Origin of the sequence: Micromonospora sp. NPDC049645, assembly GCF_040675155.1 — a bacterium.
Taxonomy (GTDB): Bacteria; Actinomycetota; Actinomycetes; order Mycobacteriales; family Micromonosporaceae; genus Micromonospora.
Window position 1 is genome coordinate 365,899 of sequence record NZ_JBFAOI010000006.1, and the last position, 26,407, is coordinate 392,305.

At 71.9% G+C, this 26,407-nt stretch carries 27 protein-coding genes, 1 tRNA gene and 1 other RNA gene; 7 read left to right on the top strand and 22 right to left on the bottom strand.

Annotation, left to right across the window (positions count from 1 at the left end):
- Positions 1-52: 52 nt before the first annotated feature.
- Together AB0J33_RS17220 and AB0J33_RS17225 are read right to left on the bottom strand one after the other, a co-directional pair.
- Positions 53-1,396, bottom strand: coding sequence for a class I SAM-dependent methyltransferase (locus AB0J33_RS17220; protein WP_363614551.1), 1,344 nt, complete (start codon positions 1,394-1,396; stop codon positions 53-55).
- Positions 1,393-2,790, bottom strand: coding sequence for an FAD-binding oxidoreductase (locus tag AB0J33_RS17225; protein WP_363614553.1), 1,398 nt, complete (start codon positions 2,788-2,790; stop codon positions 1,393-1,395). The genes AB0J33_RS17220 and AB0J33_RS17225 overlap by 4 nt, the downstream gene beginning before the upstream one ends.
- Positions 2,791-2,883: 93 nt before the next feature.
- On the opposite strand from AB0J33_RS17225, the gene AB0J33_RS17230 reads away from it, so the two are divergent.
- Entirely contained in the window at positions 2,884-3,354 is a 471-nt protein-coding gene (locus AB0J33_RS17230; RefSeq protein WP_363614555.1) for a YbaK/EbsC family protein, read from the top strand.
- 64 nt (positions 3,355-3,418) lie between these two features.
- Complete coding sequence (locus tag AB0J33_RS17235; RefSeq protein ID WP_363614557.1) at positions 3,419-4,141, top strand: RICIN domain-containing protein; 723 nt, start codon at positions 3,419-3,421, stop codon at positions 4,139-4,141.
- Between the two features lie 19 nt (positions 4,142-4,160).
- Here AB0J33_RS17235 and AB0J33_RS17240 read toward each other — a convergent pair whose 3' ends face one another.
- Complete coding sequence (locus AB0J33_RS17240; protein WP_363614559.1) at positions 4,161-5,465, bottom strand: MFS transporter; 1,305 nt, start codon at positions 5,463-5,465, stop codon at positions 4,161-4,163.
- Positions 5,466-5,517: 52 nt separating this feature from the next.
- Between AB0J33_RS17240 and AB0J33_RS17245 the strand changes: the two genes are divergently transcribed.
- Positions 5,518-6,525: a helix-turn-helix domain-containing protein gene (locus AB0J33_RS17245; RefSeq protein ID WP_363614561.1), complete on the top strand. Its 1,008-nt coding sequence runs from the start codon at positions 5,518-5,520 to the stop codon at positions 6,523-6,525.
- Positions 6,526-7,083: 558 nt separating this feature from the next.
- Here AB0J33_RS17245 and AB0J33_RS17250 read toward each other — a convergent pair.
- The 8 genes from AB0J33_RS17250 to AB0J33_RS17285 form a co-directional block, all read right to left on the bottom strand.
- Positions 7,084-7,548 (bottom strand): hypothetical protein, encoded by a 465-nt coding sequence (locus AB0J33_RS17250; protein ID WP_363614563.1) that lies wholly within the window; start codon positions 7,546-7,548, stop codon positions 7,084-7,086.
- 28 nt (positions 7,549-7,576) lie between these two features.
- The gene (locus tag AB0J33_RS17255) at positions 7,577-9,529 is read right to left on the bottom strand and encodes a VWA domain-containing protein (RefSeq protein WP_363614565.1); all 1,953 of its coding nucleotides are present in this window, start codon (positions 9,527-9,529) and stop codon (positions 7,577-7,579) included.
- Between the two features lie 2 nt (positions 9,530-9,531).
- A complete protein-coding gene (locus AB0J33_RS17260) occupies positions 9,532-10,992 on the bottom strand; it encodes a sigma 54-interacting transcriptional regulator (protein WP_363614567.1) in 1,461 nt (486 codons plus the stop codon).
- A 57-nt stretch (positions 10,993-11,049) separates the two neighbouring features.
- Positions 11,050-11,277 (bottom strand): hypothetical protein, encoded by a 228-nt coding sequence (locus AB0J33_RS17265; RefSeq protein WP_363614569.1) that lies wholly within the window; start codon positions 11,275-11,277, stop codon positions 11,050-11,052.
- Positions 11,268-12,125 carry a hypothetical protein gene (locus AB0J33_RS17270; RefSeq protein WP_363614571.1) on the bottom strand — a complete coding sequence of 286 codons (858 nt, stop codon included), beginning with the start codon at positions 12,123-12,125 and terminating at the stop codon, positions 11,268-11,270. The genes AB0J33_RS17265 and AB0J33_RS17270 overlap by 10 nt, the downstream gene beginning before the upstream one ends.
- Before the next feature lie 76 nt (positions 12,126-12,201).
- Complete coding sequence (locus tag AB0J33_RS17275) at positions 12,202-12,852, bottom strand: response regulator transcription factor (protein ID WP_363614573.1); 651 nt, start codon at positions 12,850-12,852, stop codon at positions 12,202-12,204.
- A complete protein-coding gene (locus AB0J33_RS17280) occupies positions 12,849-14,093 on the bottom strand; it encodes a histidine kinase (RefSeq protein ID WP_363614575.1) in 1,245 nt (414 codons plus the stop codon). Before AB0J33_RS17280 ends, AB0J33_RS17275 begins: the two co-directional genes overlap by 4 nt.
- 55 nt (positions 14,094-14,148) lie before the next feature.
- Positions 14,149-14,655: a hemerythrin domain-containing protein gene (locus AB0J33_RS17285; protein ID WP_363614577.1), complete on the bottom strand. Its 507-nt coding sequence runs from the start codon at positions 14,653-14,655 to the stop codon at positions 14,149-14,151.
- A gap of 135 nt (positions 14,656-14,790) precedes the next feature.
- Between AB0J33_RS17285 and mgrA the strand changes: the two genes are divergently transcribed.
- Positions 14,791-15,786, top strand: coding sequence for an L-glyceraldehyde 3-phosphate reductase (mgrA, locus tag AB0J33_RS17290; RefSeq protein WP_363614579.1), 996 nt, complete (start codon positions 14,791-14,793; stop codon positions 15,784-15,786).
- 27 nt (positions 15,787-15,813) lie between these two features.
- Here the strand turns inward: mgrA and AB0J33_RS17295 are convergent, their stop codons facing one another.
- On the bottom strand, positions 15,814-16,725 hold the full coding sequence (locus AB0J33_RS17295) for a lytic polysaccharide monooxygenase (RefSeq protein WP_363614581.1): 912 nt from the start codon (positions 16,723-16,725) through the stop codon (positions 15,814-15,816).
- A gap of 124 nt (positions 16,726-16,849) precedes the next feature.
- Between AB0J33_RS17295 and AB0J33_RS17300 the strand changes: the two genes are divergently transcribed.
- Positions 16,850-16,972 (top strand): 50S ribosomal protein L36, encoded by a 123-nt coding sequence (locus AB0J33_RS17300; protein WP_234583078.1) that lies wholly within the window; start codon positions 16,850-16,852, stop codon positions 16,970-16,972.
- A 91-nt stretch (positions 16,973-17,063) separates the two neighbouring features.
- Here the strand turns inward: AB0J33_RS17300 and AB0J33_RS17305 are convergent, their stop codons facing one another.
- Positions 17,064-17,405: a VOC family protein gene (locus AB0J33_RS17305; protein ID WP_363614583.1), complete on the bottom strand. Its 342-nt coding sequence runs from the start codon at positions 17,403-17,405 to the stop codon at positions 17,064-17,066.
- A 124-nt stretch (positions 17,406-17,529) separates the two neighbouring features.
- Between AB0J33_RS17305 and AB0J33_RS17310 the strand changes: the two genes are divergently transcribed.
- Positions 17,530-17,790, top strand: a complete 261-nt coding sequence (locus AB0J33_RS17310; protein WP_363614585.1) for a YciI family protein — start codon at positions 17,530-17,532, stop codon at positions 17,788-17,790.
- Positions 17,791-17,872: 82 nt separating this feature from the next.
- On the opposite strand, the gene AB0J33_RS17315 is transcribed toward AB0J33_RS17310, so the two are convergent.
- A tRNA-Ala gene (locus AB0J33_RS17315) sits at positions 17,873-17,945 on the bottom strand.
- 88 nt (positions 17,946-18,033) lie between these two features.
- Positions 18,034-18,624 (bottom strand): YqgE/AlgH family protein, encoded by a 591-nt coding sequence (locus AB0J33_RS17320; protein WP_030490862.1) that lies wholly within the window; start codon positions 18,622-18,624, stop codon positions 18,034-18,036.
- Positions 18,625-18,946: 322 nt separating this feature from the next.
- Between AB0J33_RS17320 and mdlC the strand changes: the two genes are divergently transcribed.
- Positions 18,947-20,542 (top strand): benzoylformate decarboxylase, encoded by a 1,596-nt coding sequence (mdlC, locus tag AB0J33_RS17325; protein ID WP_363614588.1) that lies wholly within the window; start codon positions 18,947-18,949, stop codon positions 20,540-20,542.
- 30 nt (positions 20,543-20,572) lie between these two features.
- Here the strand turns inward: mdlC and AB0J33_RS17330 are convergent, their stop codons facing one another.
- The 7 genes from AB0J33_RS17330 to prfB all read right to left on the bottom strand — a co-directional run bounded on the left by AB0J33_RS17330 (position 20,573) and on the right by prfB (position 26,298).
- Entirely contained in the window at positions 20,573-21,526 is a 954-nt protein-coding gene (locus AB0J33_RS17330) for a hypothetical protein (RefSeq protein WP_363614590.1), read from the bottom strand.
- Positions 21,527-21,571: 45 nt separating this feature from the next.
- On the bottom strand, positions 21,572-22,081 hold the full coding sequence (locus AB0J33_RS17335) for a hypothetical protein (RefSeq protein WP_363614592.1): 510 nt from the start codon (positions 22,079-22,081) through the stop codon (positions 21,572-21,574).
- Between the two features lie 241 nt (positions 22,082-22,322).
- Positions 22,323-22,698: a transfer-messenger RNA gene (ssrA, locus tag AB0J33_RS17340) on the bottom strand.
- Positions 22,699-22,802: 104 nt separating this feature from the next.
- Positions 22,803-23,282, bottom strand: coding sequence for an SsrA-binding protein SmpB (gene smpB / locus AB0J33_RS17345; protein ID WP_124775313.1), 480 nt, complete (start codon positions 23,280-23,282; stop codon positions 22,803-22,805).
- Between the two features lie 152 nt (positions 23,283-23,434).
- The gene (gene ftsX, locus AB0J33_RS17350; protein ID WP_363614595.1) at positions 23,435-24,310 is read right to left on the bottom strand and encodes a permease-like cell division protein FtsX; all 876 of its coding nucleotides are present in this window, start codon (positions 24,308-24,310) and stop codon (positions 23,435-23,437) included.
- A 67-nt stretch (positions 24,311-24,377) separates the two neighbouring features.
- A complete protein-coding gene (gene ftsE / locus AB0J33_RS17355; protein ID WP_030331491.1) occupies positions 24,378-25,058 on the bottom strand; it encodes a cell division ATP-binding protein FtsE in 681 nt (226 codons plus the stop codon).
- A gap of 118 nt (positions 25,059-25,176) precedes the next feature.
- Positions 25,177-26,298 (bottom strand): peptide chain release factor 2, encoded by a 1,122-nt coding sequence (gene prfB / locus AB0J33_RS17360; protein WP_363614597.1) that lies wholly within the window; start codon positions 26,296-26,298, stop codon positions 25,177-25,179.
- Between the last annotated feature and the right edge of the window lie 109 nt (positions 26,299-26,407).

Here is a 26,407-nt window from a genome sequence, read left to right on the forward strand (position 1 = left end):
AGAAGCCGCGCCGACTTTCTCGACGCGGCTTCAGGCGGCGTTCAGCAGATGGTCAGGGCAACCAGTCCGGCCGCAACGGGTAGCCACTCACGCCGTTCGGGCCGTTGTGTGTGGCCAACACCTGGTGCAGCTGGATGCCGTTGCGTTCGAACGCCATCCGCGACCCGGCCATGTACAGCCCCCACACCCGGGCGGTGCCCGCGCCCACCTCGGAGACGCAGAAGTCCCAGTGCTCCACCAGGTTGCGGCACCAGGCGGCAAGCGTCAGCGCGTAGTGCTGGCGCAGGTTCTCCTCGTGGTGCACCTCGAGCCCGGCGTCGTGCACCTCGCTGATCAACCGACCCGGACCGGCCAGCTCACCGTCGGGGAAGACGTACCGGTCGATGAACGCCCCGGAGCGGTGCGGTGCCCGATTGTCCGCGCGGGTGATGCAGTGGTTGAGCAGCCGCCCACCCTGCCGCAGTCGATTGCGCAGCGCCCCGAAGTACGCCGGGTAGTTGCGCACCCCGATGTGCTCGGTCAACCCGATCGAGGAGATGGCGTCGAACTGCTCGGCCGGCGCGTCCCGGTAGTCCAGGTGTCGCACCTCCGCCAGCTCGGTCAACCCCTCCCGCTCGATCGCGGCCTGCGCCCACTGCGCCTGCGCCTTCGACAGGGTCACCCCGAGCGCCTTGACGCCGTACTCGCGGGCGGCGTGGCGCACCATGCCGCCCCAGCCGCACCCGACGTCCAGCAGCCGCATCCCCTTCTTGAGCGCCAGCTTGCCGGCGACCAGGTCGTACTTCGCCGCCTGGGCCTGCTCCAGGGTGTCGTCCGGAGACCGGAAAACCGCGCACGTGTACGTCATCGACGGGCCGAGCACCTTCTCGTAGAAGGCGTTGGAGACGTCGTAGTGGTGCGAGATGGCCGTGCTGTCGCGCACCCGCGAGTGCCGCAGCCCGTTCATCACCCGCTTCCAGCGGGGCTGCGCCTCCTGCGGCGGCGCCGGCGGCGGCATCAGCCGCTCCCAGCCCAGCCCACGGACCAACGCCAGCCCCTCGGCCAGCGCCGGTGGGCGCAACCGCAGCTCGTCCTTGAGTACCCGCAACGCCTCGTACGGGTCACCCGGGTGCACCCCCTGCAACGCCAGGTCGCCGCTCACGTACGCGCGGGCCATGCCCAGGTCGCCGGGCGCGGTGAGCAGGTACGACAGCCCACGCTCGGAACGGATGGCCAGGGTGATGCCGGCGTCGGACGGGCCGACGGCGCTGCCGTCGTACCCGGTTATCCGCACCGGCAACGGCCCCGCGGTGACCGCGCGGATGACATCCGCGACGGTCGGACCCGTCTGCCGGCCCCCCGCCGGTGGGGTGGCGGGGACGCTCGCCGCCCCTTGATCTCTGTCGGTCAGGCTCATGCTCGTGCTACCGCCTTTTCGTACAGTCCCGTCAGCCGCTGGTCCGGGTCGTAGCGGTCTTTCACCGCGCGCCACGTGTCGCCGCCGTACAGGCGATCGAAGGCGTCCCGGTCGTAGTACGCGTCGGAGTAGAGCGACTTGTGCCCGCCCGACTCCGACACCCTGCGTTCGATCGTGCGGTTGACGTCGCCGTCGGCGGCGCCCGGCGCGATCGGCACGCTCCCCCAGAACCCGATGTTCACGTAGTCCTGCCCTGGCCGGAGTGGATACAGCGGCCAGGACCGCGCCGAACCGGGCCCCGCCGGCTCACGCAGTCGCAACGGGCACAACCACACCGGGTTCATTCCCACCGCGCCGGCGAACCAGCGCAGGAAGTCGGCCGTACGGTCCAGCGGGATCTCCACGTCCTGCACGACCCGCTCCCGGGCCGGTTGCCCGCGCAGCCGGTCGATCCGGGCCGCCACCTGGTGGCGATGCTCCAACCGGACCAGTCGGTGGTAGAAGTCGCTGCGCCGGTAGCGCGCCGGCCAGAGCCTGCGTACGACCGGGTGCTGCGCGCCGAACGCCGCCGAGCACCAGAACCAGTCGGTGTCCCAGCGCCACAGGTAGTCGTGCGCGGTGAGCACGTCGCGGGTGCGTTGGCGCAGCGACCGGTAGTAGATCGCCTGACCGGTGTAGTCGCTGGGCGGGTCGGCGGCGTCGGTGAACGTGGCGAACACCAGGTACGCCTCGCCGGGGCTGAACATCACCCCGTCCATCGCGTCGACCGGCTCGCCGGCCCAGGACCGGGTCGCGCTCACCTCGGCGATCGCGTCGGTGAGCGCCTCCAGTTGGGTGAACCGGACGTTGCGTAACGCCACGTACCGGCCGATCGGTTGCAGCTCGATGCGCAGCCGGGTGGCGTAACCGAGGCTGCCCAGCGAGTTCGGGAACGCGCTGAACAGGTCGGCGTGCTCGCCGTCGGGTCGGGCGGTGACGATCTCGCCGGAGCCGGTGAGCACGTCCAGCTCCCGGACCGACTCGTGCGGCAGTCCGTTGCGGAACGAGGTCGACTCGATCCCGAGGCCGGTGACCGCGCCGCCCAGCGTGATGGTGCGCAACTGCGGCACCACCAGCGGCATCAGCCCGTGCGGCAGCGTCGCGTCGACCAGGTCCTCATAGGTGCACATGCCCTGCACGTCGGCGGTGCGGCCGGTCGGGTCGACCGACAGCACGCCGTTCAGGCCACTCACGTCGAGCCCCGGAGTCCGGGGAGCGGACCGGGGGCGGAACAGGTTGGAGGTGCGTTTGGCCAGCCGGACAGGCTCGCCCGTGGGCACCGCGGCGTACGACCGCCGCAGCGTGTCCACCGCTTGATCATGGTCAATTTGGTGATCCACACGCTCAGCGCGCATGTGATCACCTTACGCTCGCCGTCCGCAAACCGTGGGACGTCAACGGTGGCAGTTTCCCGCACGGCGGCCGGCCCGCCGGTTACCGTGGCGGTCATGCCATCGCCAGCGATCGCCGCCCTGGATGCCGCCGAATTGCCATATCGGCTGGTCAGCCATGGTGCGGTCGGCAGTCTCGCGGAGGCCGCCGCCGCCCGGGGAGTGGCCGTCCCCGATGTGGTCAAGACGATCGTGGTCCGTCGGAGTGAAGGGGATCACCTGTTCGTCCTCACCCCCGGCGACCGGGTCATCTCCTGGCCCAAGCTGCGCGCCCTGCTCGGGGTGCAGCGGCTCTCCATGCCCGACGCGGCGGGCGCCCTGGCCGCCACCGGCTACGAACGCGGCACCATCACCCCGTTCGGCGCGAGCACGGCCTGGCCGGTGATCGCCGACGAGCGGCTGCGCGGCCGGGAGATCACGCTCGGTGCCGGCGAGCGCGGTCTCGCCATCGCGGTGGACGCCGACACCGCGATCGCCGCCCTCGACGCCACCGTGGCCGACGTGACCGACCCACAACCCACCCGCTGAACCTCGGCACCCACCGCACCACCGGGCTGGCTCCGGCGCGACGTCGTGGGTGAGGATGGCGCGTATGTCCACGCCCGAGGAACGCCCCGACCCCGCCGGCACCGTCTACGGCGGTCGACCGGCATCCCGCCCCGGGCCGCTGGCCGACCCACTGCTGCGGATCGCGGCGGCGGTCGGGGTCGTCGGCGTACTCCTGGGGGTCGTCTTCGCCACCGGGCTGTTCGACGGTGACGACGAGCCGGCCGTGCCGGCGTCGGTCGGTACGCCCTCCAGCGCGGCCCAGCCCAGCGACCCGGCCGGCGAGCCGAGCCCGACCACCCCGACCACCCCGGCCGAGCCGTCGCCGACCCCGTCAGCCAGCACCCCGGCCGCCCCGCCGACCGGGCCCCGGGTGCTGCGCGCCGCCTCGGGCCTCTGCCTGGGCCTCAACGGCGACGGGGAGAAGGCCGAAGCCGAGTTGGCCGTGTGCACCGGCGGGCCGGAGCAGCAGTGGGTGGTAAGCCCCGCCGGCACGGACGTGCTGACCGTGACCAACGGCGCGTACGGGCAGTGCCTCGACGTCGAGGGCGGCAGCCGGGACGACGGCGCGCGGTTGCAGCAGTTCCCGTGCCACGGCGAGGCCAATCAGCAGTGGCGCTTCGGCGCGGCCGGCAACGGCACTGTGCTGCTGGTGGCCGCGCACAGCGGCAAGTGCGCCCAGCCCGACGACGACGCCGTGGAGGCCGGCGAGGACATCCGGCAGCGCCCCTGCGACGGCCGGCCGGCCCAGCAGTGGACCCTGGGCTGACCGGCCGACACGTCGTGGCTCAGCCCCGGAAGCTCCACGCCTTCGGCGCGGTCGCGGCGGCCAGCACGGCCTGCGGCACCGGTTGGCCCGGTCGTCGGCGCAGCAGCAACGACAGCCCCGCGGCGCCGATCGACAGCGCGCCCGCCACGTACCAGGCCATCGCGTAGTCGCCCAGCCGGTCCCGGACCAGCCCCGCGCCGGTCGCGGCGACCGCCGCGCCGAACTGGTGCGCGGCGAACACCCAGCCGAACACCACCGCTCCGGCGCCGCCGAAGTACTCCCGGCACAGCGCCACCGTCGGCGGCACGGTGGCCACCCAGTCCAGGCCGTAGAACACGATGAACACCAGCATGCTCGGCTCGGCGCTGCCGGAGAACAGGCTGGGCAGCACCAGCAGGGACGCCCCGCGCAGCGCGTAGTACATGCCGAGCAGCAACCGGCTGTCCACCCGGTCGGTGAGCCAGCCGGAGGCGATCGTGCCGACGATGTCGAAGAGCCCCACCAGGGCGAGCAGGCTGGCCGCAGTGGTCTGGGGCATGCCGTGGTCGTGCGCGGCCGGCACGAAGTGCGTACCGACCAGGCCGTTGGTGGTCGCGCCGCAGATCGCGAACCCTCCGGCCAGCAGCCAGAACGGCCGGGTCCGGGCCGCGGTCGACAGGGCGCCGAGCGCCCGGGCCGCCGCGCCGCCGGTGGCCGGCGGCGCCGCGACGACCTCGGTCGCCCCGTAGGCGGGCAGGCCGAGATCCGCCGGGTGCTCGCGCAGCAGCCACACCACCAGGGGTACGACCGCCAGCGCCGCCCCGGCGACCACGAGCGCGGCGGTACGCCAGCCGTGGTCGCGGACCAGGATGGCGATCAGTGGCAGGAACACCAACTGTCCGGCCGCGCCGCCGGCGGTCAGCACGCCGGTGACCAGGCCCCGTCGGTGGACGAACCAGCGCCCGGTGACGGTGGCCACGAACGCCAGCGCCATCGAGCCGGTGCCCAGCCCCACCAGGACGCCCCAGCAGAGCAGGAGCTGCCAACTGGCGGTCATGAAGACCGTCAACCCGCTGCCCGCGGCGACCAGCAGCAGCGCCACCGAGACCACCCGGCGGATGCCGAACCGATCCATCAGGGCAGCCGCGAACGGCGCGGTGAGCCCGTAGAGCAGCAGATTGACCGAGACGGCCGCGGAGATCGTGGCCAACGGCCAGCCGAACTCCTCGTGCAGTGGGTGCAGCAGCACCGACGGGGTGGCGCGGAAGCCGGCCGCGCCGACCAGCGCCACGAAGGCGACGGCGGCGACCAGCCAGGCGGGATGGAGACGGCGGTTCTTGGTCACGCGACAAGTCTGGGTTCGGCCGTTCACCTCGACGAGTGGCCGGAAAGCCATCATGCGCAATAATCGGGCCATGACCGTTCGTCCGCACCGGATCGCCGTACTCGCCCTGCACCAGGTGGTCGGCCTGGACCTCGGCACCCCCTCCCAGGTCTTCAGCACCGCCCGGGCCGCCGACGGGACCCCCTTCTACGACGTCCGGGTGTGCACCCCGGGCGGGCAGCCGGTCCGCAGCACCGCCGGCTTCCAGGTGGTCCCCGACCATGGTCTGGAGCTGTTCGACACCGCCGACACGGTGATCGTCGCGGGTATCCACGGTGGCAGTCCGTTGACCTCGGGGACCGTCGAGCCGGAGGTGACCGAGGCGCTGCGGGCGGCGTACGAGCGGGGCGCCCGGATCATGTCGATCTGCACCGGGGCGTTCGTGCTCGCCGCCGCCGGGCTCCTCGTCGGGCGGCGGGCGACCACCCACTGGGCGTACGCGGAACGGTTCCGCCACCTGCACGGGCGGGTGGACCTCGACCCGGGGGTGCTCTTCATCGCCGACGACCGGGTCCTCACCTCGGCTGGCGTCGCCGCCGGTATCGACCTTTGCCTGCACGTCATCCGCCTCGACCACGGCAGCGAGGTGGCCAATCGGGCGGCGCGCCGCTGCGTGATGCCACCGTGGCGCGACGGCGGCCAGGCGCAGTACATCGAGCAACCGGTGCCGAAGGCCAACGACACCAGCACGGCGGGCGCCCGGGAGTGGGCGCGGCAGCGGCTGCACGAGCCGATCGCCCTCCGCGACCTGGCCGAGCAGGCGCGGATGAGCGTGCGCACCTTCACGCGCCGGTTCCGGTCGGAGACCGGCCTGAGCCCTGCCCAGTGGCTGCTGCAACAGCGCACCGACCACGCGAGACTGCTGCTGGAGACGACCGACCTCACCGTCGACCAGATCGCCCACCGCTCGGGTTTCGGCACCACCGCGGCCCTACGCCAGCAACTCCACCAGCGCATCGGCGTGGCCCCGTCCACCTACCGCCGTACCTTCCACCCCCGCCCCGAGCTGATCGAAACCTGATCCGCCAGCGCGATCACCCTCCCGTCCCACGTCCCGCCACCACACACCCCGCCCACCACAAGCCCCGCCACCACACGCCCGGCCGCGCACACCCACCCAACGACCGGCCCCGCACCAACAGACGGCCCGCCCTCGCACGCCCGCCCTGGCAGGCCCGCACCGCTCGCCCGGTCCCCGCAGGCTGCCGACCGCAGGGCTGGCCGCCGCGCGCAGCCGCAGACCCGGGCGTCTGAGGCTGCCGACCCTGCCGCCAGGTCCAACACGGGAACGGGCATGAGACGGGTGGTCGCGGGAGGCATCACCGCGATAAGCGATATACCTGTGAGTCATATTTATGACCCACAGGTATATCGCTCGTTAGACCAGGACGCCGGAAGTCCACCACGCCGGAGAGCGGCCGTAACCGAATCGGCCCAGCGGGCCTCGCAGCCAGCGGGCCTCACGGCCCAGCGGATTCACGGCCCAGCGGCTCACAGCCCCGCGGGGCGCGGCCCAGCAGGCCCAGGCGGCCCAGCGAGCCGAGCAGCCAACGGGCCGGGCAGCGCACGAGCCGGGGGCTCAGGAGCGGAGGAGGTGCAGTTGGGACTGATGCTTGGGCAGGTGCACCCGGGTGTGCAGGTCCAGGGTGCGGGACCAGGGCAGCGGCTCGTCCACGACGAGGTCGAAGCCTTCGCGCAGGTGCGTCTCGACCGGAGTGTCCGCCGCGAGACCGAGCTGGTCGACCAACCCGCACAGCCGGTCGCTGGTGCCGTGCAGCAGCGCGGTCAGGCCACGCAGACCACCCTGCTCGGCGGCCAACGCGTCGAGCTGCGGACGGTGTATGTCCTCTTCCAACTCGTAGTAGGCGAACGGCGACCCGGCCAGCAACGCCTCGGTGGCCTGGATCATCAACTCGTCGTTGGCGACCAGATGCGCGACGATCTGCTCGGCGCTGAGCTGCCCCTCCGGTGCCGGACCGAACCCACCAGCGTCCACCTCCGCGAACAGGGCACCGTAAGCCCGCCGCAATCCCCCGCTCTCCATTCCCCCAGTCAACCCGCCCCGGCGGGGGTTAGCGGCGGGATTGGCGGGAGCGGAGGTAGTCGCTGACCACGTACTCGCCCAGGTCGTCGGTGTCCGGGGTGAACATCCGGCCACGGCTGCGGCGGGCCACCGCGTCGACGAAGCGCCGCAGGCCCGGGTCGTCGCCGAGCATGAAGAGGTTGAGGGTGGCGCCGTAGCGACTGAGCCGGTCCACCTCGCGGACCGTCGCCTCGATGGTTTCGGGTAGCGGCGGCCAGTGGAACAGGGCCTCCCCGTCGTCCGGGTCCAGATGGGCGGTCGGCTCGCCGTCGGTGACCACCAGCACCACCGGCTCGGCGTCCGGGTGCCGGCGCAGGTGCCGACCCGCCAACCGCAGCGCGTGCTGGAGGTTGGTGCCCTGCTCCATGTCCGGCTCCACGGCCGCCAACTCCTGCTGGGTGAGCGTCATCGCCTCCCGGCCGAAGCCCACGATCTGCAGGGCGTCCTGCGGGAAGCGCGTCTCCATGAGATGTGCCAGCGCCAGCGCGGTCTGCTTCATCGGACCCCAACGACCCTGCGAGATCATCGAGTACGACAGGTCGACGCAGAGCACCACCGCGGCTGAGGCCCGTTTCTCGGTCTCCACCACCTCGAAGTCGTCCACCGCGAGCTGCACCGGAACCGTGGGGCCGGCCCGGCTGACCGCCCGGGTCAGCGTTCGGACCACGTCCAACGGCTGCTCGTCGCCGTACTGCCAGGGTCGGGACGCGCCGCTCACCTCGCCCGCCGCACCGGCCGAGCGCAGGTCGTGCTGGCCGCGCGGCCCGGCGGTCAGCTCGGCGAAGACCCGCCGCAGCGCCGTCCCACCGAGCCGGCGCAGCGCCTTCGGGCTCAGCGTGAGCCCCTCCGCGTCCCGACTCACCCAGCCCTGGCGGCGTAGCTCCCGCTCCAGATCGCGCAGCCGGCGAACGTCGTCGGCCGCGTCCCGGCCCAGCGTACGAGCCACCGCGTCGACGTCCACGTCGTCGAGGGTCGCCCCCGGGTGTTCCTGGTCGAGCTGGTCCAGCAGGTCGTCCAGCTCGCCGATCTCACCCAGCGCGCCGGCCGCGTCGGCATAGTCCAGCGGCTGGTCGCCGCGAACCCGCTCGCCCCGCCCCCAGCGCAGATCGGGTCGCAGCGCCCGCAGGTTCGCGTCGAGCGCCGACAACTCCCCCGCGAGGCGGTCGCCGAGCGACTGCTGCATGAGGCCGGCCAACTCCTCGCGCTGGCGGTCGGAAAGCGATCTCATCAGCCGCTCCCCGGCCGCCGCACGGCGGGCCAGCACGTCGATCAGCTCGTCGACGGTCTCCGGCTGCTCCGGGAAGAACTCGCCGTGTCGGCGCATGAACTCGGCGAACGCGTCGGTGGTGTCCTCCGCGCGACCGTGCCGGGCCAGCAGGTCGTTCAGGTCGCCCATCATCTCGGCAAGCCGCTGCTGGGCGGCCGGGTCGGCGGAGGCGCGCACCGCGTCCCGCAGCCCGGCGAAGCGCTGACCGAGCACGTCGTCCCGGAGTTGGTCGAGAATCTGCTGGTACGAGCGGCGGGCGTCGTCGCTGGCCCACTGGTAGCCGGACAGCTCCTGCACCGCCCGCGCGGTCGAACGGGGCAGGTTGTCGAGCACCGCCTCGGCGAACCGCGCGCCGTCGTCGTCGCGCCCCCGCAGCTCGTCCCGCTCGGCGGCGAGGGCCTGGTCGAGCAGGGCCTGCGCCCTGGTCACCGGGCCGTCCAGGTCACCCCTGCGCATCGCCTCGCGGCGCAGCCGCCGAGCGCGGGCGGCCAGGTCGTCCAGGCCACCCCGCCCCTGCGGACCACGGCGCAGCAGGTCGCGCAGCGCCTCCCGCAGGCTGCCACCGGCCAGCACCTCGGCACCGACCGCGTCCACCGCCTCGCGCACGTCGTACGGAGGTGCGAGCGGGTCGGGCCCGCCGTTCCACTGCCCGTAACGGAACCGGTTGCCGGCCACGGTCAGCCCCGGCCGCCGTAGACGGTGCGCCCCGAGTCGGTGACGTCCTTGCCGAGCCGGCGGGTCAGGTGCAGCCCTTCCAGCACGAACTCGACGGCGGCGGCGGCCTCCTCCGACGTGGGCGCGTCGCCCAGGCCGAGCCGGTCGAGGACCTTCGCCAACCCGGGCACGGTGCCGACCTGGCGCAGCAGCTCGGCGGCGCTGACCAACTCGCCGGTCTCGATCGCGGTGCCGTCCTCGACCAGGGCGGTGAACCCGGACAGGTCCAGCCCGGCGAGGTGGGCCCGGAACGTCTCGGCGGTCGCGGTACGCAACAGATGGGCGAGTACCTCGGTCTCCCGGCCCTCCTCGCCGCTCTCGAACTCGACCTTGCCGCGCAGGGTGCTGGTCACCGACACCGCGTCGCCGACGCGGGCGACGGCGGCCTCGGGGCGTCCCTCCGAGGGGTGGGAGGCGGCGAGCAGGCCGGCGCGGCGCAGCGCGGCGCCGGCGACCGTCTCGGCGGCGGCGATGGCGAATCGGGCGGAGACACCGGAACGCGGGTCCACCGAGGGCGACTCCCGGACGGCACGGGCGAACCGGGCCAGCACCTCCAGCACGTGCGCCGGCACGTCGGCGACCAGGTCGGCCTCCTGCCGGATCAGCGCCAGCTCCAGCTCCAGCTCGACCGGGTAGTGGGTGCGGATCTCCGCGCCGAAGCGGTCCTTCAGCGGGGTGATGATCCGGCCCCGGTTGGTGTAGTCCTCCGGGTTGGCGCTGGCCACCAGCAACAGGTCCAGCGGAAGCCGCAGCTGGTAACCGCGAACCTGGATGTCCCGCTCCTCAAGCACGTTGAGCAGCGCCACCTGGATGCGCTCGGCGAGGTCGGGCAGCTCGTTGACGGCGAAGATGCCCCGGTTGGTGCGCGGCACCAACCCGAAGTGGATGGTCTCCGGGTCGCCGAGGGTACGCCCCTGGGCGATCCGGATCGGGTCGACGTCACCGATCAGGTCGCCGACGCTGGTGTCCGGGGTGGCCAACTTCTCGCCGTACCGCATCGAGCGGTGCAGCCAGCCGATCGGCAGTTCGTCGCCGGCCTCGGCGACCTGGGCGCGGGACGCCGGGGTGAGCGGGTGCATCGGGTGCTCGTTGAGCACCGAGCCGGGCAGCACGGGGGTCCACTCGTCGAGCAACGCGCCCAGCGCGCGGATCAGTCGGGTCTTGCCCTGGCCACGCTCACCGAGCAGCACCATGTCGTGCCCGGCGAGCAGGGCCCGCTCGACCTCGGGCAGCACGGTGTCGTCGTAACCGACGATGCCGGGGAAACGGGTCTCGCCGGAACGCATCCGGGCGAGGAGGTTGTCGCGGAGTTCCTGCTTGACGGTGCGGTACTGGTGACCGGCCGCCCGCAGCGCGCCGAGCGTGCCGGGCAGGTCGGCCGGTGGAACCGGGATTACCGGGGTAGGCGCAGTCACCCGACCCACGCTAGCTCACATTCGCGGGGGCGCCCCGAGCATCGGGGAGCACCCCCGCTACCGCCCTCAGCCCCGATCGCACCGCCGGCAGGTGCCACGGCGGCGCAGGTGGTACGCGTGGGTGGCCGCGCCGAGCGCCGCGCCCCACAGCGGCCAGAGCAGCATCGGCGCTCCGGTCATGCTGATCCCGCCGGTCAGCCGCCAGAACTCGGGGTTGCTGAGCAGCCCCAGCGAGGCCGCGGTCACGGCGATGGCGACCAGGGTGGCCGGCACCACGGCCAGCTTCACCGGCACCCGACGGCCGGCAACCCGAGCATCCAGCGCGGGAAACGCTCGCCCCAGCGCTGCACCAGGCCGAGGGTGAGGATCGCGCCGACGGTGGCGAACGCGCCCAGCCCGAACCCGGCCCAGACCAGCCCGGTGTCCTGCATCTCGGTCAGGAACTCGCGGGAGATGCCGAGCGGGATGCCGGCCGCCCAGGCGAACCGGGTCGACGCGTACGTCAATGGAATGGCCGCGGCGATGCCGGCGGCCCACCGGCCCCAGCGCGTGGCGGCGGCCGGGGTGTTCCACCCCCCGTCGGTGTCGTCGCGACCGCAGCCGACGCAGGCCCCGGCGGTACGGCGCTGCCAGGCGAGCACCGCCCCGGCCAGCAGCAGACCGCCGGCCAGCGCGGCGAACCGGGCGAACAGTGCCCAGGTGAACACCTCGGCGTAGTCGACCGGCGGCCAGCCGAACGGCAACCCGACGATGAGTATCGGCAGGTAGCCGAGGATGATCAGGACGCGGGAGTCGGGGACGACCACGGTGAGCACGAACGCCACCGCCCAGCCGTAGCCGATCAGCAGCGCCCGCAGCGGGCCGGGTGGGCGTATCGCCGGGCGGCTCATGGCGAGGGCGGCCACCGCGGCGGTGAGCAGCACGCCGGCGAAGAGCGGGGTGGCCAGCTCGACCGGCACGAGGCGCAGCAGGCTGACGTCGCCACCGTGCGGGTCGTTCGGGCCGAACGGGTAGCCGGCGCCGGTGAGCGTCCCGAGCAGGGCTAGTACGCCCCACAGACCGAGCCAACCGGCGGCCAGTGGGGCGAGCCGGTCCGGCCAGCGGGAGTCGGTACGGGGTCGGCGGGCAGTGATCGTTGTCATGCTCTCAGCCTCGACCGGCGGGCGTCCGGTGCCCTCCCGGCCGGTGGTGAACCCGCTCCCCCGGCGGAGGGACCGATCAGCTGGACGGGGTGACGAAGCCTGACTCGTAGGCGGCGATGACCGCCTGGGTGCGGTCGCGGACGCCCAGTTTCGCCAGCACGTTGCCGACGTGCGTCTTGACCGTCTCCACCCCGACCACGAGGTGCGCGGCGATCTCCGGGTTGGATCGGCCGGTGGTCATCAGCCGCAGCACCTCGGCCTCCCGTTCGGTGAGTCGGGCGTTGCGCAGTTGGTCACCGCCGGCCGGCCCGTACGCCCCGACCAACTGGCGGATCGCGGCCGGGAAGAGCAGCGACTCGCCCGCCGCGACCACCCGGACCGCTTCCACCACCTCGGCGGGCCGGGCCCGTTTGAGCAGGAAGCCGGAGGCGCCCGCGCGCAGCGCCTCGTAGACGTACTCGTCGTTGGCGAACGTGGTGACCACCAGCACCCGGGGCGGGTCGGCCGACGTGGCCAGCAGGTGTCGGGTGGCCTGGATGCCGTCGATGCCGGGCATCCGCACGTCCATCAGCACCACGTCGGGCCGGTGCCGGGCGACCAGCGGCGGCACCTCGGCCCCGTCGGCGGCCTCGGCGAGTACGCGCAGGTCGGGCTGGGCGTCGATGATGGCCCGTAGCCCGATCCGGATCAGCTCGTCGTCGTCGACGATGAGCACGCCGGTGGTCATCGGGTCTCCTCGTAGGGCAGGCGGGCCCGGATCAGCCAGCGGTCGCCGTCCGGACCGACGGTGAGTCGACCGCCGAGCAGCAGCACCCGCTCCCGCATGCCGTCCAGACCTCGACCGCCCCGCCCCAACCGGGCCCGTTCGGGGTGGCTCACCGCGTTGATCAGCTCCAGCTCCAGCGCGTCCGGGTGCAGGTCCAGGCGTACCGTCACCGGCCCGTGGCCGTGCCGGGCCGCGTTGGTGAGTCCTTCCTGGACGATCCGGTAGCCCTCCCGGGACACCACGGCGGGCACCCGGGTCGGGTCGCCGGCGCGATGCGCGTGCACCGCCAGGCCGGCCGCGCGGGCGTCGGTGACGAGTCGGTCCAGGTCGGCGAGGGTACGCTGCGGCGCCACCACGGGCCGGTCGTGCCCGTTCTCCCGGAGCAGCCCGAGTACGTGGTCGAGGTCGTCCATCGCGTTACGCCCGACGTCCTCGATGGCGGTGAGCGCCCGCCGGACGAACTCCGGGTCGGTGTCGAGGACCTCGCGGGCGGCCCCGGCCTGGAGGGTGGCCACGGTCAGCGCGTGGCCGACCGAGTCGTGCAGCTCCCGGGCCAGCCGGTTGCGTTCGGCGAGCCGGGTGGCCCGTGCCTCCAGGGCGGCGATCCGTTCCGCCTGGGCGGGGCCGAGCAGCACCGGCGCCATGGAGCCGGCGAGCGCGCCGAGCCCCGCGACGGCGTAGCCGAGGCCCACCAGCAGGAGCACCCCGGTCACGGTGAGCCAGCCGCTGTCCTGCCCGTCCAGTGGCCCGAAGCGTTCCCGGCTGGTCAGCTCCTCGCCGATGCCGAACTGCTGAGCGATGAACGCCAACGCCATCGGCAGGGCGCTGAACAGCGCGAGCATCACCAGCGCGCCGATGATGAGGTGGGTGGCGATCCAGAGGGCGCTGCGCAGCCGGGTCTCCCGGTCGCCGTGGTGCCCCGGCGCGGGTTCGGGCAGGTCGACACCGAGCAGAGCCCGAACGGCGGCGATCTCCAACGCCCGACTGCCGTCCAGCAGCAACGGCACCACGGCGATCAGTACCGCGATGACCAGCAGGGCGTACACCAGCGGGCGGGGGATCGCCGAGTCGGCGAGCAGCTGGGCGAAGGTCACCGCGAGGAGCCCGTACGGCAGCGCCAGCACGCCGCCGAGCAGCAGGAACACGCCGCGTCGCCAGGTGCTGCCGGCGACCAGCGGGGCCAACGCCGCGCGGAGGGTCACCCCGTCATTCTGCTGCCCCGACCGGTCCCGACGACTCCCCCGTGCCGGGGAGATCTCAGCGGTGGTCGGCGACGTACTGCTGCGGGTCCTTGTCGCGGAACGGCAGGTTGCGGCCGTTCTTGTGTTCGCCGTAGAAGGTCAGCCAGCGTCGACCCAGCTCGGCGCGGAGTTCGGTGCTGGCGTGCCGGCGGAAGTCGGGCAGCGCCTCGTCCTCCTCCTCGGCGAGGTGCTCGCTGTTCTCCCGGCGGGCGGTGCCGACCGCCTCCCACCACTGGTCCGAGCCGACCGGGTGCAGTTTCGCCTCGGCGATGGCGTCGCGGATCTTGTTATGGTCGCCGATCGCGTCGGCGGTCTCGTCCTCGCCGTCGTCGCCGTGCTTCACCAGGTGCGGGTAGAGGATTGCCTCCTCCGCCTCGGCGTGGATGTCCAGGTGCAGGGCGAGGGCGTCCCAGATGGCGAGCATCTCCTGCTCGTCGCGGGCGTCGTCGAGGCGGGCGAAGCCGCGCCGGAAGGCGGCGTGGTCGTCCAGGATCAGTGCGGTGATGTCGTCCACTGTGCTCACTTTCGGATTGGTTGGCGGAGAGCCGGGCACGTAGCGATCGCAGGCGTCACAGCACGTCCGGTGCCGGGTCGAAACTACCCCGATGTCCCGGTTTCACACGCCCGATCCCCGCCGACGCGGGCCGGAGCTAGGCTCATGATCGTGACTTACCTCGCCGCGGATGACCGCTACGACACCATGACCTATCGGCGCAGCGGACGCAGTGGCCTGCGGCTGCCCGCCGTCTCGCTCGGGCTGTGGCACAACTTCGGCCCCGATCGCCCGTTCGAACGGCAGCGCGACATCGTGCGGCGCGCCTTCGACCTGGGTGTCACCCACTTCGACCTGGCCAACAACTACGGCCCGCCGCCCGGTTCGGCGGAGGAGAACTTCGGCCGGATGCTCGCCACCGACCTGAAGTCGTACCGCGACGAGCTGGTCATCTCCAGCAAGGCCGGGTACCTGATGTGGCCCGGCCCGTACGGCGAGTGGGGCTCGCGCAAGAACCTGATCTCGTCGCTGGACCAGTCGCTGGGCCGGATGGGGCTGGACTACGTCGACATCTTCTACTCGCACCGGTTCGACCCGGACACCCCGCTGGAGGAGACGATGGGCGCGCTCGACGCCATCGTCCGCTCCGGCAAGGCTCTCTACGTCGGCATCTCGAACTACAACTCGGAGCAGACCACGCGGGCCGCCACGATCCTGCGCGAGCTGGGTACGCCGCTGCTGATCAACCAGCCGTCGTACTCGATGCTCAACCGCTGGACCGAGTCCGACGGCCTGCTCGACACGCTGGAGCAGGTCGGCGCGGGCTGCATCGCGTACAGCCCGTTGGCCCAGGGCCTGCTGACCGACCGCTACCTGGGCGGCATCCCGGCCGACTCGCGGGTCCGCACCAGCGTCTTCCTCAACGAGAGCGACCTCAGCGAGGAGAAGATGGCCACCATCCGTGGGCTCGGCGCGGTCGCCGAGGGGCGCGGCCAGTCGCTCGCCCAACTCGCGCTGGCCTGGGCGTTGCGCGACCCACGGATGACCAGCCTCATCATCGGGGCGAGCAGCGTGCAGCAGTTGGAGACGAACATCGCCGCGCTGGACAACCTCGACTTCACGGCCGAGGAGTTGGCCGAGATCGAGCGGCACCTGGGCTGACCGCCTCCGGGCCCCGGGCGGGCCGGGTCACCAGATCCGGCGCCGCCCGGCCCGGTGGTTGCGCACCTCGCACTGCCGGCCCACCGGCGCGACCGCGCTGCGGCGTCGCCGTCCGGCGCCGACCAGCAGCGCCAGGACCAGCACGACGGCCGCGCCGGCCAGCACCGGCCACCGGCCGTCGAGGTCGGTCACCGAGGCCACCGGCACGCCGGGGTCGGCCGCCGTCGCGAGCGCCGGCTCGGTGGTGGCCGGCCCACTCGCCGGGGTACGCGGCGCGCTCTTCGGCGCGGCGGCCTTCGTCGGGGTCGCGGTGGCCTTGGCGCCCCGGAACACCACGTCCGAGCAGGAGTAGTAGGTGTCCGGGGTGTTGGAGTTCTGCCAGATCGTGTAGATCAGGTGCCGGCCGCTGCGGCCCGCCGGCAGCCGGCCCGCCAGCTGGTACGCCCCGGCCCGCACCGGCGGGTCGGTCAGCGTCAGAAATGGGCGTGACTCCAGATCCGCCCAGGTCAGCTTCTTGCTGGGGTCGTAGTCGGGTTTGGTGACGTAGAGCCGGAAGGTGCCCCGGTGCTCGATGGTGGTCCGGTACCTGAAAGTGAACGTCGCGCCGGTGGTCAGGTCGGTGCTCGGCCAGTCGGTCCGGGGCAGGTCCAACCCTCGGTACGCGGACAGCCCGCCGCTGCACAGCTCACCGTCCGGGATCCGCTCCCGGTCTCGCCCGTTGATCGCGGCCACGCGGACGTTGTCCCATTCGCGCACCGCCGCGCCGGCCCGGATCGCCGCCCGGCAGGCGCTGGTGGCCGCGTACCTGCCCTCGGGTCCGCAGGCCGCCGCGCGGCTGACCGGGTCGGTCGGGGCACCGTGGGCGGCGGCGGGGGTCGCGGCCAGCGGCACGGTCGCGGCAGCGACCAGCACCGTGGCAAGGAGCCGACGTACGGGCATGGGGGTGACCTCCGCCCACTGGTACGGGCGAGAGGCGGCAAAGGTTCGACGCTCACCGGGCGGGAATCCGGCGGGTGGGTGTGGCGTTTCGATAGGCGGAACCGCTTGCACCGAGGAGGCAGAGATGAAGGTACGTAGCTCGTTGCGTGCACTGAAGCAGAAGCCGGGTTCGGTGGTGGTCCGCCGTCGCGGCCGGGTGGTCGTGGTGAACCGCACCAACCCGCAGTGGAAGAGCCGTCAGGGCTGATCCCGCCCTTACCGGACATACAGTCGTCAACGCCCTGACCGGGTCATCCGGTCAGGGCGTTTCGCGTGTCCCGCCGGGCCGTACCGCTTACTCAGACTGGTGCGCCGCCGAAGCCGATCTCGTTGCCGTCGGGGTCGCGGAAGGTGGCCTTGCGCACGCCGTTGTCGTAGGTCTCGCGCTCGGCCGGCTCCAGGCCGCGCCCGGCGATCTGGGCGAGCCGGGCGTCGAAATCGTCGACGAAGACGGTGTGCATGGCGTGCCCGGCGTGCTCGGGCCGCACCTCGATGAAGACGTACCGGTGCTCGGCGAGCTCCCACACCGCCTCGGTGTCGTTGGGCAGGAACGCCGGTGGTGCGCCGAGGAGCTGCTCGTACCAGGCGGCTGCCGCGCCGTAGTCGGTGACGGGGACACCCGCGAAGAGGTCGATGGCCATCGGCCCATGCTAAGGGCGGTGCCGACCGGCCGGGATCGCCTCCGGCGGCGTTCAGCAGGGAACGGTGGGGGCCCGCCGGATCGACTAGGGTGCTCCGCGAGACCGCCCTGACGAGGAGGAACCGGTGTTCATCTTGGAGCTGTCCTTCGGCGACGACCCCGACCGGCTCGCGGCCCGACCGGCGCACCGGGAGCGTCTCCAGGCCCTGCGCCAGGAGGGCCGGCTGGTCATGGCCGGGCCGTTCGCCGACGACACCGGAGCACTGCTGATCTTCGACGTCCCGGACGCCGAGGCGTTCGCCGCGATCATCGCCGCGGACCCGTACTACCGCACCCCCGGGGTGACGATCGCCAGTCAGCGGGAGTGGTCGCCGATCGTGCGGTAGCCCTGCGGCGACCCGATAAGGGAACCGCCAGAAACAGCGAACGCCCTGGCCGGATCATCCCGGCCAGGGCGTTTCCCAAGGGTGGAGCCGAGGGGACTCGAACCCCTGACCCCCACACTGCCAGTGTGGTGCGCTACCAGCTGCGCCACGGCCCCTTGCTGTCGTCCCGGTCGCCCGGGCACTGGGAAACTATACACAGACGGGCCCGCATGGTCATCTCGCGGGGTCCCCCGCCGAGCCGGGTCAGTTGAGCGCCACGTCCGGCGGGAAGTGCGCGACGGCGGCCATCATTCCGCCCTGCCGGCGCAGCACCATCGGCCACAGGTCGTCGGGCCGGTCGACGAAGGCGTCGCCGGGCAGCCCGTCCAGCACGAACCAGGACCCGTCGGCGATCTCCTGCTCCAACTGCCCGCTGCCCCAGCCGGAGTAGCCGGCGAAGACGCGGATGCCGCCGATGCTCTCCCGCAGCCGCTCCGGGTCGACCGAGAGGTCGATCGTGCCGACCGCCCCGGAGACCTGGTGGAAGCCTTTCAGCCGGCGCATCGGGTGCCGCATGCGGGCGAGGCAGATGGCCGAGTCGGGTTGCACCGGGCCACCCTCGAAGAGCACGGCCGGGTGCCGGGCCAGGTCGCTCCAGTCACCGAGGACCTCGGCCACGGGCACCTCCGTGGCCCGGTTCAACACCACGCCGAGCGCGCCGCCCGGCTCATGGGCGACCAGCAGCACCACCGTACGGTCGAAATTGGGGTCCTTGAGCGCCGGAGTCGCGACCAGCAGCCGCCCGGTCATCGACTCCATGGCTCGCCCGCCGATCGCCTGGCCCTCTCCCTGCATGCCACACACCCGTCAACCGTGAGCCCGCGCCGGGGGCCGGTCATCCACCGGATCCGCCCGGCGCATCGGGTTCAGCCGCGCTGTCAACGCCATGCCTGGCACCATAGCTTGCGTCCCGGGTGCTGGCTAAGGTCTGACCGGCGGGTGATCGGACAGTTAAGACGAAGGGCCGGTGTCGCCGGCCGCAGACCGACCGGTGATCGACCGATCCGGGCCACCGACGGTCGAGAAACGCCCGAAAGGTCCATCACATCCCGATAGATTCGGCTGATCGGGAGGGCGACCGCGGTCGCCCCTGCCCGCGACACCGAGGCGGGTGGCGATGGCAACGGTCCGGGACGCGACGTACGACGTGCTCCGCACCGTCGGCATGACCACCGTCTTCGGCAACCCCGGCTCCACCGAGGAGCCGTTCCTGCAGGACTTCCCCGCCGACTTCCACTACGTCCACGCGCTGCAGGAGGCGACGGCCGTCGCGATGGCCGACGGGTACGCCCAGGCCAGCGGGGTGCCCGGCCACGTCAACCTGCACACCGCCCCCGGCACCGGCAACGGCATGGGCAACCTGGTCACCGCCTGGCACAACAAGACCCCGCTGATCGTCACCGCCGGGCAGCAGACGCGGGAGATGCTGCTGCTCGAACCTCGGCTGGCCAGCCGACGACCCACCGAGCTTCCGCAGCCGTACGTGAAGTGGGCCTACGAGCCAACCCGGGCGCAGGACATCCCGGCGGCGGTGCTGCGGGCGTACGCGACGGCGGTGCAGCCCCCCGCCGGGCCGGTGTTCCTCTCCCTGCCGATGGATGACTGGGCCCAGCCGGCCGACCCGCCGCCCGCGCCGCGAACGGTCGCCACCCGGTTCGCGCCGGACCCCGAGCGGTTGGACGAGTTCGCCCGGGTGCTTGCCGGCAGCCGCAACCCGGTGCTCGTGTACGGGCCGGGGGTGGATCGCTCCGCGAGCTGGTCGACGGCGGTCGCGCTGGCCGAGCGACTGGCCGCGCCGGTCTGGTCGGCCCCCGCCCCCGAACGTGCCGTGTTCCCCGAGGACCACCCGCACTTCCGCGGCGTGCTGCCGTACGCGATCGGTCCACTGGCCGACGCGCTGCGCGGGCACGACACGGTGCTGGTCGTCGGCGCCCCGGTGTTCCGCTACTACCCGTACGTACCGGGCGGGCACCTGCCCGACGGCGCCCGGCTGCTGCACGTCACCGACGACCCCGACGAGGCCGCGCGGGCCCCGGTCGGCGACAGCCTGCTCAGCGACCCGGGGCTGGCGCTGGCCGCGCTTGTCGAACGGGTGCCGCCGAGCGACCGGCCGCCACCCGCGCGACGGGGCAGCCCGCCCCCGCCGGAGATCACCACCCCACTGAGCGCCGATGCCATGTTCGCCGCGCTGGCCGCACACTGGCCGGCCGACGGCGTGCTGATCCAGGAGTCACCGTCCAACCTGTCCGCGCTGCGTCGTCAGCTGCGGATCACCCGCCCGGCGTCGTACTTCACGATGGCCAGCGGCGGCCTCGGTTACGGCCTCCCGGCGGCGGTCGGCGTCGCCCTCGCCGAGCGGGACACCGGACGCGGTCGCCCGGTGGTGGCGGTGGTCGGTGACGGCTCGTTCCACTACTCGGTGCAGGCGCTCTGGACGGCCGCGCGCCTCGCGCTGCCGGTGGTGGTCGTCGTCCCGGTCAACCAGCAGTACGCCATCCTCAAGGCGTTCGCCGAGCTGAAGCACACCCCCGGGGTGCCCGGTCTGGACCTGCCGGGGTTGGACATCGCCGCGATCGCGGCCGGCTACGGCTGTGCCACGGAGGTGGTGGAGAGCCCGGACCAGCTCGGCGCGGCGCTCGCCACCGGGCTGCGCGCCGACCGTCCGACGGTGGTGCCGGTGCCGATCAGCACCGACGTGCCCAGCATCCTCTGAGCCGGACCTCGACCTGCGTGCCGGTTGCGCTCAGCGCGGTGCGATCGACAGCGGGGCACCGGTGAAGACGTCCAGTACCGCTCTGGCGCCCAGCGGCGCCGCGAGGGTGACCGTGACCGGCTCCAGCTTGAGCAGGTCCGGACAGACCCCGGTGGCCCGGGTGACGCGGCCACCGACCACCACGACGTCAGGCCGTTCCCACACCAACGGCGTGATGCCGGTGTCGCAGGCGCCGACGCCGAGCCGCACGGTCAGCCGGGTGCCGTCGACGGCGGCCAGGTCCTGGGCGGCCACCAACCCGTCCGCCAGTGGCCGGGCCGGCGCGGTGGGTTCGGGAACCGGTGTGACCGCCGTCGGGGCGACGGCGAGCCGCACCACCGGAGTGGCCAGCTCCTTGACGGCGAACAACCAGGCCGGGACCTGCGCCGCGCCCCGGCTGGTGCGCACCGGCACGGCGCCGAACGTCACCCCGGTGACGGTCAGCGGGAGACAAGCGGTCTGCGTCGTGCTGGTGGCCCAGCCGTCGGGGCCCGGTTCTACAGTCGGGCCGCCGGGGGTCGGCCGGCCGGGCCGCTTCGGCCGCCCCGGGCAGGGCAACGGGTCACCCTGGTCAAGCTGCCGGTACGCCTCGGCGGCGCTGACCAACGGCAGCGTCAGCCGTCCGTCCGGGAATTGGATCTCGCCGCCGACCCGGGTGGGTGGTAACGGCACCTCTGCGCGGTACCAGCCGGCCCGGAAGGCCGCATCGGTGTCGGGGGTGAAGCCCGGGTCGCCGGTGAGCAGGGTCGGCCCCTCCAGCGGCACGTACCCGGTGCGCCAGTCGGGGCCGGGCCGCCACGCCTCGGCCACCTGACCGGCCCGTTGGTCGAACACCTCCGTGCCGGGGGTCGGGCTGCGCGGGCCGTCGGCCGGACCGACGTCGGTCGCGGCACAACCCCCCGTGAGCAGCAACGGGAGTACGAGCAGCAGGGCCGGTCGACGCATACCCGGTTCGACGTGACCGTCGACCGACCGGTTCCCGCCCCGGGCTCAGGTCTCGCCACCCAGATCCGTCTGGTACGCCTCCCAGAGCAGGTCGGCGCCGCGCCGCCGGTGCCGGGCCAACCTCCGCAACAGGTGCCCGGCCCGATGCCGCAGCTCGTCGGGGTGGACCTCGGGCCGCTCGGCGACCTGCTGGAGAGCCAGGATCGCGGCGACGATCGCCGCGTGCTCGCGGGTCAGCAGCCGTACCCCGTGGTCCAGTCGCGGCGACTGGGCGAGCAGCTCCCGATAGAGGCCGGTGGGGCCCTCGGTGACCCGGACGTGCTCGGCGAAGCCCTGACGCACCGGACGCAGCCGGACGAGGACGTCTTCGCGCCAGCGTGGCTCGGTGCTGGCGACGGCGACGGCCCGGCCGAAGGCGTGCACGTCACCGGCGAGTCCGGCCGGGCGCGGCTCGCCGGGTAACCCGATGGGATGTGGGTCGGCGGGGAGCCCCGCCGGGTGCGCGACGCGCGGTCGGGCGACGACTGACGGCTGCTGGATCGGACCGGTGACCATGGCACCTCCCGCAAGGCGCTGCTACCCCATACCGCGATGGTGAGGCTGCCTACCCGCCCTGTCCAGGGCCCGGTGCCGCCTCATCTGCCCCGCTGACCACGTCGACCCCACCGGCCCCAACTGTCGACCTGAACGGCCTCGTGATCGCGCCGGCCAACGCCCGGCGGCTCGGCCGGCGGCAGGCCGTTCCTTGCGGACAACGAAGCGCCCCGGCTGGTGGGCCGGGGCGCTTCGTTCGAGGTGGTGGAGGTGCCGGGAATCGAACCCGGGTCCTTCGCCGGTTTGTCAGGGCTTCTCCGAGCGCAGCTCGCTGTGCCTCTACTCGGCCCCACCGCTCACGCGAGCAAGTTGGTGTGACGGGCCCAGTCGCTGATTAATCTCGCCGCACGGACCCCGCGACCGGGTCCGATTGGCCAGCCTTCTAGCTGATGCCGGCTACTGGGACGAAGGCGTTCCCAGGCCGACAGACTTAGCTACTCGCCTCAGGCGGCGAGAGCGAAGTCAGCGCGAGTGTTCTTGGCGCTTATAAGTTTCCGACGACCGATTCTCGAGACGACGTCGGCTTCCTCGGCTCGCTTCCCCTGTCGCTGCGTACGAAGTCGAAACCAGTCACCCCCTCGACAGGCCACCGATGTGGTGGCACTGACAAGCCTAACGCCTGCCGCAACAGCTTTCATCCCGAGCCCCGGGCCGACGCGTCGACCTGGACAAACGGGATGAACTAGTCATCCATCCCCTTGCCGCGCCGGCCGGACACCCGGGCGATCTCCCGGTCCGCGTCCCGCTTCGCGAGGTCCTGCCGCTTGTCGTACGACTTCTTGCCCTTGGCCAGGGCGATCTCGACCTTGGCCCAGCCGTCGGAGAAGTAGACCTGGAGCGGGACGATGGTCAGACCGCCCTCACGGGTCTTGCCGACGAGCTTGTCGATCTCGCCCCGATTGAGCAGCAGCTTGCGGGTACGCCGGGGCTCATGGTTGGTCCAGGTGCCCTGGGTGTACTCCGGGATGTGCATCGCGTGCAGGTACAGCTCACCGTCGCGCTCCTGGGCGAACGCGTCGACAAGCGACGCCCGGCCGGCCCGCAGCGACTTGACCTCGGTGCCGGTCAGCGCCATGCCCGCCTCGTACGTGTCGAGGATCGCGTAGTCGTGGCGTGCCTTCTTGTTGGAGGCGACCACCTTGCGCCCCTTTTCCCGTGGCATCGGCGCCACCCCCTCTCCTACGACGTCCGTGGCCGGGCACACCCCGGCCGGACAACCGATCATGCTACCTGAATGACAAGGACCCTCCCGCGCCGTTTATTTCCGGCCGCGGGAGGGTCCCCGGGAGACGACGGGCCAACCCCGTACGGCGCCTAGACCCGCAGGTAGAAGCGCAGGGTGATCCAGGCGGTACCCGCGCTGACCAGGCCACCGACACCGGCCATCAGCGGGAAGACGAACAGGATGTCGCCCCAGGTGATCGGCGAGAGCAGACTCTCCAACGCGCTCAGCGACCCGTCGAAGAGCAGATACTTCGCCGCGACCAGGGCCACCAGACCGAGTAGCGAACCGATCAGGCCGGCGACCACGGCCTCCAGCACGAACGGCGCCTGGATGAACCAGTTGGACGCGCCGACCAGCTTCATGACCGCGACCTCACGCCGCTTGCTGTACGCGGCCACCTGAATGGTGTTCGCGACCAGCAGCAGGGCGGCGATCGCCATCACGATGGCGGCGGCCAGGGCGATGTTCTGGATCGAGGTGAGGATGTTGAAGATCTTGTCGAGCAGTCGACTCTGGTCGATGATCTCCTCGACGCCGGCCGTGTTCTTGTACTGTTCGTAGATGTCCTTGTACTGCTCCGGGTTGTTCAGCTTGAGCCGGAACGCCTCGGGCAGCTGGTCCGGCTTGACCGCGTTCACCAGATCCGGCGCGTCCTGGTACATCTCCTTGAAGCGCTTGTACGCCTCGTCCTTGTTGACGTAGAGGACCTCCTTCACCAGGGGGTCGCTCCGCAGCTTGCTGTCCAGGTCGGTGCGCTCCTGCTCGCTCACCTCCTGGGTCAAGAAGATCGAAACTTCGATGTTCTTGTAGTAGAGGTCCTTCATGTCGTCGACCTGGCGGTACATGAGACCGCTGGCGCCGAGCATGGTCAGCGAGACCGCCATCGTGATGATCATCGCGATGGACATGGTCACGTTGCGCCACAGTCCGACCAGTACCTCGGACAGGACGTATTTCACGCGCATCGGGATTTCCTCCGGGTCTCCGGCATGAGGTGTTCGTCGTCAGGCTGCGCAGGGGTGGAGCGCTGGCTCACCCGTAGACGCCGCGGGCCTGGTCACGCACGATGCGACCGCTCTCAATCTCAACGACGCGGCGGCGCATCTGGTTCACGATGTTGGAGTCGTGGGTGACCATCACGACGGTCGTGCCGGTGCGATTGATCCGGTCCAGCAGACGCATGATCTCGATCGAGGTGTCCGGGTCCAGGTTTCCGGTGGGCTCGTCCGCCAGCAGGATCAGCGGACGGTTCACGAACGCCCGGGCGACGGCGACCCGCTGCTGCTCACCACCGGAGAGCTCGTGCGGGTAGCGGTGCTCCTTGCCACCGAGCCCGACCAGCTCCAGCACCTCCGGCACGACCCGGCGGGCGACCGCCTTCGTCTTGCCGATCACCTCGAGGGCGAACGCCACATTCTCGTAGGCGGTGCGGTTCGGCAGCAGCCGGAAGTCCTGGAAGACGCAGCCGATGGAACGCCGGAAGTGGGGTCGCTTCCAGGAACGCATCGACGTGACGTCCTTGCCGTTGACGACGACGCGCCCCTTGTTGGGGGCCACCTCGTGCAGCAGCATTTTGATGATCGTGGACTTGCCGGAGCCGGATGGACCGATGAAGAAGACGAACTCGCCCTTCTCGATCGAGACGGACACGTTGTCGAGCGAAGGCCGGGACGCCTTCGGGTACGTCTTCGTCACTTGCTCAAGCTGAATCACGGGTGGTGAGTCTACGCGGTGTAACAACTGAGCCAAGCCCCACGCCCCGCCGATCCGGCGCGAGTCGTCGAATCAGGCTTCTACCTGGAGATCGACGACGCGCTCCGCCCGCGCGTCATCACGCACCGTCGCCGGCGAGCTGCCGCTGCTTACGCCAACGGATGCCCGCCTCGATGAAACCGTCCAACTCACCGTCGAAAACGGCGCTCGGATTGCCGGTCTCCTGCTCAGTTCGGAGATCCTTCACCATCTGATACGGGTGCAGGACGTACGAGCGCATCTGGTCGCCCCACGAGCCGGCCGCGTTCTCCTTGAGACCCTCGAGCTTGGCCTGCTCCTCCTGGCGCTTGCGCTCCAGCAGTCGGGCCTGGAGCACCCGCAGCGCGGATGCCTTGTTCTGCAGTTGGGACTTCTCGTTCTGGCAGGTCACCACGATGCCGGTCGGGATGTGCGTCAGCCGCACCGCCGAGTCGGTGGTGTTGACGCTCTGCCCACCCGGGCCGGAGGAACGGTAGACGTCGACCCGTACCTCGTTCTCCGGGATGTCGATGTGGTCGGTCTGCTCGGTGACCGGCAGGACCTCGACGCCCGCGAAGCTGGTCTGCCGACGGCCCTGGTTGTCGAACGGGCTGATCCGGACCAGCCGGTGGGTGCCCGACTCGACGCTGAGCGTGCCGTACGCGTACGGAACCTTGACCGCGAAGGTGGCCGACTTCAGACCCGCCTCCTCGGCGTACGAGGTCTCGTAGACCTCGGTCGGGTAGCCGTGCCGCTCCGCCCAGCGCAGGTACATCCGCAGCAGCATCTCGGCGAAGTCCGCGGCGTCCACGCCACCCGCGCCGGCCCGGATGGCGACCAGCGCCTCCCGGGAGTCGTACTCGCCGGAGAGCAGGGTGCGGACCTCCATCTCCTGGATGGCCTTGGTCAACCCGGTGATCTCCGACTCGACCTCGGTCAACACGCCCGGGTCGGCCTCGGCTTCGGCCAGCTCCAACAGCACCTGGGCGTCGTCGAGGCCGGAACGCAGGCTGCCCAGCTTGCTGATCTCGCCGTTGACGTACGACAGCTGCGAGGTCACCTGCTGGGCCTTGGCCTGGTCGTCCCACAGGTCGGGGGCGGAAGCCTCCTGCTCAAGGCGGGCCTTGTCCTCGTGGAGCCGGTCGATGTTGAGGACGGCCTCGATGTTTCGCAGGGTCGCGTCGAGTTCCTTGAGCTGTTCGGCGTAATCGGCAGCGGTCACGACAGACAAGCGTACTGCGCGGACGCGGAGTGAGCTTGCGAGCCCCGCAGGTCCGCGCCAAATCGGCCCCGCGCCGGTGCTGCCGGAGCAGCTCGTTCTCTGTCGGTCA

Coding starts and splice junctions, on each gene's coding strand:
- AB0J33_RS17335 (WP_363614592.1), bottom strand. CDS start 22,081: ATGGTCACCGGTCCGATCCAGCAGCCGTCAGTCGTCGCCCGACCGCGC.
- AB0J33_RS17235 (WP_363614557.1), top strand. CDS start 3,419: ATGTCCACGCCCGAGGAACGCCCCGACCCCGCCGGCACCGTCTACGGC.
- AB0J33_RS17295 (WP_363614581.1), bottom strand. CDS start 16,725: ATGCCCGTACGTCGGCTCCTTGCCACGGTGCTGGTCGCTGCCGCGACC.
- AB0J33_RS17230 (WP_363614555.1), top strand. CDS start 2,884: ATGCCATCGCCAGCGATCGCCGCCCTGGATGCCGCCGAATTGCCATAT.
- mgrA (WP_363614579.1), top strand. CDS start 14,791: ATGATCGTGACTTACCTCGCCGCGGATGACCGCTACGACACCATGACC.
- AB0J33_RS17225 (WP_363614553.1), bottom strand. CDS start 2,790: ATGCGCGCTGAGCGTGTGGATCACCAAATTGACCATGATCAAGCGGTG.
- AB0J33_RS17330 (WP_363614590.1), bottom strand. CDS start 21,526: ATGCGTCGACCGGCCCTGCTGCTCGTACTCCCGTTGCTGCTCACGGGG.
- AB0J33_RS17220 (WP_363614551.1), bottom strand. CDS start 1,396: ATGAGCCTGACCGACAGAGATCAAGGGGCGGCGAGCGTCCCCGCCACC.
- AB0J33_RS17275 (WP_363614573.1), bottom strand. CDS start 12,852: ATGACCACCGGCGTGCTCATCGTCGACGACGACGAGCTGATCCGGATC.
- AB0J33_RS17305 (WP_363614583.1), bottom strand. CDS start 17,405: ATGGCCATCGACCTCTTCGCGGGTGTCCCCGTCACCGACTACGGCGCG.
- AB0J33_RS17320 (WP_030490862.1), bottom strand. CDS start 18,624: ATGCAGGGAGAGGGCCAGGCGATCGGCGGGCGAGCCATGGAGTCGATG.
- ftsX (WP_363614595.1), bottom strand. CDS start 24,310: ATGCGCGTGAAATACGTCCTGTCCGAGGTACTGGTCGGACTGTGGCGC.
- mdlC (WP_363614588.1), top strand. CDS start 18,947: ATGGCAACGGTCCGGGACGCGACGTACGACGTGCTCCGCACCGTCGGC.
- smpB (WP_124775313.1), bottom strand. CDS start 23,282: ATGCCACGGGAAAAGGGGCGCAAGGTGGTCGCCTCCAACAAGAAGGCA.
- AB0J33_RS17300 (WP_234583078.1), top strand. CDS start 16,850: ATGAAGGTACGTAGCTCGTTGCGTGCACTGAAGCAGAAGCCGGGTTCG.
- AB0J33_RS17270 (WP_363614571.1), bottom strand. CDS start 12,125: ATGACAACGATCACTGCCCGCCGACCCCGTACCGACTCCCGCTGGCCG.
- AB0J33_RS17245 (WP_363614561.1), top strand. CDS start 5,518: ATGCGCAATAATCGGGCCATGACCGTTCGTCCGCACCGGATCGCCGTA.
- AB0J33_RS17250 (WP_363614563.1), bottom strand. CDS start 7,548: ATGGAGAGCGGGGGATTGCGGCGGGCTTACGGTGCCCTGTTCGCGGAG.